4 protein-coding genes are annotated in these 5,286 nt (G+C 70.0%); 1 reads left to right on the plus strand and 3 read right to left on the minus strand.

From position 1 onward, the window contains the following. Window positions 1-273: 273 nt before the first annotated feature. Together BCD48_RS25290 and BCD48_RS25295 are read right to left on the minus strand one after the other, a co-directional pair. Window positions 274-957: a response regulator gene (locus BCD48_RS25290; RefSeq protein WP_071050874.1), complete on the minus strand. Its 684-nt coding sequence runs from the start codon at window positions 955-957 to the stop codon at window positions 274-276. Window positions 958-1,035: 78 nt separating this feature from the next. Further along, the gene (locus tag BCD48_RS25295; protein ID WP_083419169.1) at window positions 1,036-2,499 is read right to left on the minus strand and encodes a sensor histidine kinase; all 1,464 of its coding nucleotides are present in this window, start codon (window positions 2,497-2,499) and stop codon (window positions 1,036-1,038) included. A gap of 531 nt (window positions 2,500-3,030) precedes the next feature. On the opposite strand from BCD48_RS25295, the gene phoU reads away from it, so the two are divergent. Further along, complete coding sequence (gene phoU / locus BCD48_RS25300; protein WP_071050875.1) at window positions 3,031-3,672, plus strand: phosphate signaling complex protein PhoU; 642 nt, start codon at window positions 3,031-3,033, stop codon at window positions 3,670-3,672. Window positions 3,673-3,732: 60 nt separating this feature from the next. On the opposite strand, the gene BCD48_RS25305 is transcribed toward phoU, so the two are convergent. Next, window positions 3,733-4,470 (minus strand): phosphoglyceromutase, encoded by a 738-nt coding sequence (locus BCD48_RS25305; protein WP_071050876.1) that lies wholly within the window; start codon window positions 4,468-4,470, stop codon window positions 3,733-3,735. Between the last annotated feature and the right edge of the window lie 816 nt (window positions 4,471-5,286).

Raw genomic sequence — 5,286 nt, forward strand, 5'->3', positions numbered from 1 at the left:
GCCTCCGGCCGCGCGAGGCTTCGCCATCGTCGCGCGGCCTTTGGCCGGGTCTACCGGCCGCCTCCGGCCGCGCGAGGCTTCGCCATCGTCGCGCGACACCCACGTACCAGGCATCGAGCAACGAACGAGGCTACGCGCCGGCTCCGGTGCCCCGCCGCCGACACGGCACACCCTCACTACCCGCTCACCAGTGCGAACCGCACGGTGACCGCGCAACTCGGGCGAGACGTATCCGCGGAACGCCGACCGGAGTCGACATGCATACGGGACCGCCTACGGCTCGAACTTGTAGCCAAGTCCTCTGACGGTCACGAGGTGGCGTGGGTTGCCCGGCTCGGACTCGATCTTCGCCCGCAGGCGCTTGACGTGGACGTCGAGCGTCTTGGTGTCACCGACGTAGTCCGACCCCCAGACCCGGTCGATCAGCTGTCCACGGGTCAGTACCCGACCGGTGTTCCGCAGGAACATCTCCAGCAGCTCGAACTCCTTGAGCGGCAGGGCGACCTGCGCTCCGTGCACGGTCACGACATGCCGCTCGACGTCCATCCGCACGCCGCCGGCCTCCAGGGTGACGGGCGCGGCCTCGTCCGGCTCGCTGCCTCGCCGGCGCAGCACGGCTCGGATCCTGGCGACGAGCTCACGCGAGGAGAACGGCTTGGTGACGTAGTCGTCGGCTCCGAGCTCCAGGCCGAGCACCTTGTCGATCTCGCTGTCCTTGGCGGTGAGCATGATCACCGGCACCGAGGACTTCTGCCGCAGCGCTCGGCACACCTCCGTGCCGGACAGGCCCGGCAGCATGACGTCGAGCAGCACGAGGTCGGCCCCGTGGCGTTCGAAGTCCGACAGCGCGGTGTGCCCGTCCGCCGCCACGGCGACGTCGAAACCCTCGCGTTCCAACATGAAGGACAGTGCCTCCGAGAAGGACTCCTCGTCCTCCACCACGAGCAGGCGGGTCACCGGTCACTCTTCCTTTCACGAACCGTCGTCAGGGTGGTCACGCGTGACCGGGCCGACGACGGCGATGTTCTCTGGTGGTCACTGCTCGAGGACTTGCTGATCTGCTGGCTGGTCGTCCTCCGACCACCCGCCTGTTAACTGATTGTTACGTGCCGTGTAGTCCTTCGTGGCCTGTTCCTCGGGCTCGTGGCTGCTGGATGGGTCTTGTTCGGACGACGGCGCGGGCGGAGGGGCCGCGGGCTCGCCGTCCCGATGGTCCGCCGTCGCGTCCGCGCCGTCAGCCGGATCACCGAGTTCGGTGGTCGCTGGCTCGACGGCTTCCTGTCCAGGGGATTCGGCACCCGGCTCCTCCCCCTCCGCCGGGTCGTCGAGATCCGCGTCCTGGTTGTCGGCCTGGTCGTCCAGGTAGGTGGGCAGGCGCAGGGTGAAGGTCGAGCCGGCGCCCTCCGCGCTCCAGACGCCGACCGAACCGCCGTGGTTGGTCACGATGTGCTTGACGATCGCGAGGCCCAGCCCGGTGCCGCCGGTCTCCCGGGAACGTGCCGGATCGGCCCGGTAGAAGCGCTCGAAGACCCGCTCCAGGTCCTTCTCCGCGATTCCGACGCCCTCGTCCGCGACGGAGATCTCCACGGTGTCGCCGACACAGCGGACGCCAAGCCCGACCCTGGTGCCTCGCGGCGAGTAGCTCACCGCGTTCTCCAGCAGGTTGGCCACCGCGGTCACCAGCTGGGACTCGTCCCCGAGCACCCCGGCGTCGGTCTGCCCGATGACGGCCACCGAGATCCCCTGGTTCTGCGCCGCCAGCCGGTTGCGGTCCACCGCCTCCGTGACCACATTGCCCACCGCGACCGGCTTCATCACCGGCAATGGGTCAGCACCCTGCAGCCGGGAGAGATGGATGATCTCCTGGACGAGCCGGGCCAGCCGGGCTGACTCGTGCGTCATCCGGTCGGCGAACCGGCGCACGGCCACCGGGTCCTCGCTGGCCGCCTGCACGGCCTCGGCTAGCAGGTGCAGCGCGCCGACCGGGGTCTTCAGCTCATGGCTCACGTTGGCCACGAAGTCGCGGCGGACGGCCTCGACCCGCCGGGACTCGGTGACGTCATCGAGAATGACGGCTATGTGACCTCGGCCACCCAACGGCCGGGTTCGTGCCCGCACGGCGACCGCCTCCTGGTCGGGGCGCGGCCGAGTAAGCGGGGGCGGCGGCACCGGCGGCAGGTCCAGCTCACCGTCGAGCCCGGCACCCACCTCACGGGTGCGCCGCACCAGGTCCAGCACCGACTCGAGGGCGACCTTGCTGCCGGTGACCACGCCCATCGCGTGCGCCGCCTGGTTCGCCAGCGCGACCTCGTCGTTCACGGTCAGCACGAGCACGCCGGACGGCAGCGCCGCGACCAGCCGACGCAGCTGGCTGGCCGGCAGCGTGGCATCGAGGTCGTCGGTCGGCACGCCGGACTGGGAGGCGTGCGCCCAGCGGACCGGCGGCCGCCGGTCCGCTGGCCGTGCCGGCCCGGCGGGCGGTGGCGTCGGTGAGGTCATCCGCGCACCGCCGCGAGGCGGCCCCCCGCCACCCGGCGGGTGGCATCCTGCCGGACGATCCGGTGCACATCGTCAAACCCGTGCACATCGTCAAGCCTGTGCACATCGTCAAGCCAGTGCACATCGTCAAATGTCGGTGCGGCAGAGCAGGCCGGCGCGGACCGGGCTGCGTACCGTAGCATGCTTGTCACATCATTCACCGACCTGTCGCCCACGCGCCGAATGTTAGGTGCCCCCGCGCCCTCCGCGGGCCGCCGAACGGTTCAGCTCGGCGGTTCGTCGCTAGGTGTTCATCCCCGCTAACGTCAACGTTCACCGGGTCGCGGTGAGGTCACCGCATCTTCGACCAATCAGAAGCAGCGAACTCGGGTCGACGAGTCCCGAGTCCGTGCCACGGCGCAGCCGTGGGTCCGGCATCGCCGCCGACAGCGGCGCCCCGGCTACTGAGGCGAGCGACCAGGCAGAGCACGCCGGGCGGGCACCTGAACCCGAACGACGATCACGACATAGATCATGAAGAGGAGTCCGCCGGTGCGGGACGTCTTCCGCGAGGAGCTCGAGGGCATCACAGCTTCCCTCGTCGAGATGGCAAACCTGGTCGCGTCGGCCATGGCGCGCGCGACCACGGCGCTGCTCGACGCCGACCTCAGGCTCGCCGAGCAGGTCATCACGGCCGACGAGACCGTCGACCTGCTGCGCAACGAGCTCGAGGAGCGTGCCTTCGACATCCTGGCCCGCCAGGCCCCGGTCGCGACCGACGCCCGGGTGATCGTCACCACGCTGCGCATCGTGGCTGACCTGGAGCGGATGGGCGACCTGGCGCTGCACGTGGCGAAGGTGGCCAGGCGCCGTTACCCAGGCGGGGCCGTTCCCCCGGAGCTGCGCGGCACGATGACCGAGATGGGCCAGGTAGCGCAGCGGATCGTCGCCAAGGCCGGCTCCGTCATCGCCAGCCGTGACACCGAGCTCGCCCGCGAGCTCGAGGCCGACGACGACGCGATGGACAACCTGCACCGCCAGGTTTTCCACATCCTGCTGGAGCGGCCGTGGCCACATGGCATGGAGGCCGCGATCGACATCACCCTGTGCGGCCGTTTCTACGAGCGCTACGCCGACCATGCGGTCTCGGTCGCCCGTCGCGTCGTCTACCTCGTGACCGGCGTCAAGGAATAGGGGTCAAGGCGGGTCGGGCTGGGGCGCCTCGCGCCCCAGCCCGCTGCCCAAGCGCGTGGGTTACTTCTTCTTGCCCTGAGCCGCGACGGCGGCGGCCGCCAGTTCCGCGGCGTCGGGGTCGAGATAGGCGGACGAGATCACCTTCAGGTCGGCGTCCAGCTCGTAGCGCAGCGGGATGCCGGTCGGGATGTTGAGGCCGGCGATGTCCGCGTCGCTGATCCCATCGAGGTGCTTGACCAGCGCGCGCAGCGAGTTGCCGTGCGCGGCGACCAGGACGGTCCGCCCGGCCCGCAGGTCCGGCACGATCGCGTCGTACCAGTAGGGCAGCATCCGGACGACGACGTCCTTGAGGCATTCGGTCTTCGGAACGAGGTCCGGCGCGAGCTCGGCGTAGCGCTCGTCGACGCCGCTTTCCTGGCGATCTGTGATCTCCGGCGGCGGGGTGTCGTAGGAGCGGCGCCAGAGCGTGAACTGCTCCTCGCCGTACTTCTCCAGCGTCTCGGCCTTGTCGAGGCCCTGCAGGCCGCCGTAGTGCCGCTCGTTGAGCCGCCAGCTGCGACGGACCGGGATCCACAGCCGTCCGGCTGCGTCGAGGGCGATCCAGGCTGTCCGTATCGCTCTGGTGAGCAGGGACGTGTGCAGGACGTCCGGCAGTACGCCGGCCTCGCGCAGCAGCTCGCCGCCGCGGGTGGCCTCCTTGACGCCCTTCTCGGACAGGTCGACGTCCACCCAGCCGGTGAACAGATTTTTCTGGTTCCAGGTGCTTTCGCCATGGCGGAGCAGGACGAGAGTCGGCATGGCCTCGATCCTGCCCGCTGCTCCCCGCCTCCGGCCATACCCGTCCGCTCTCCGCGCGACGTGACGTCCGTCGACCTGGTGTGGCACGCGCCGCCCGCCGGCACGCGAAGGATGACAGGCCGGACATAACAGGCCCGGGAACGTGAAAACCCCCGGGTACTTCCGCGTCGGTGCGTGGCACACGACGCGGGCCGTCGGGACGACGACGGCACCCGGGGGCCCGGTAACTGCCTGGTACTCGCCGGCCGGGGCTCATGGGCACCCGGATGGGGACGGTGTCCCGCTCGGTGAGGACCACGAGACCGGCTAGCTGACAGTCACCTCACGCGTCCAAGAAATACACAACTCTGGACCACCTCCCTTCTCGTGTACCGACGACGCTACGCGCGACCGGGCCGGGACGGCAACGCCTTTTCTCGACCCCGACCAGCCGCCACGCAGGAACCCGTTCTGGTGAGGCGTCCGCGGGTCGCGCCGGCCGAGGACGACCCCGTTCCAGTGAGGCGCCAGCCCAACCCAGCCACCAGTAGCGACAGCGCATTGGCGACCACCGCCCGCGACAGCGCATTGGCGCACCGCCACCGCAACCACATCCCGACCCCGACCCACACCAGCCCCGGCCATACACCTCAACCCCGAAACCAGGCCGGGAGGGCGCCCTAGGCGCCCGACAGGCGCCGCGGCCGGCGGTCGCGCAAGCGACCTTCCGGCCAGCGGCGCCCTAGACCGAACTTGCGAGTGCTCGAAGATCGCTACGCGCACAGCCTGGCACTTTGGCCTGTGTTGTCCGAAGTGTAGTCAGTAGGTTGCTTGATC

Source organism: Pseudofrankia coriaricola (genome assembly GCF_001854805.1).
In the GTDB taxonomy this organism is placed as follows: domain Bacteria; phylum Actinomycetota; class Actinomycetes; order Frankiales; family Frankiaceae; genus Pseudofrankia.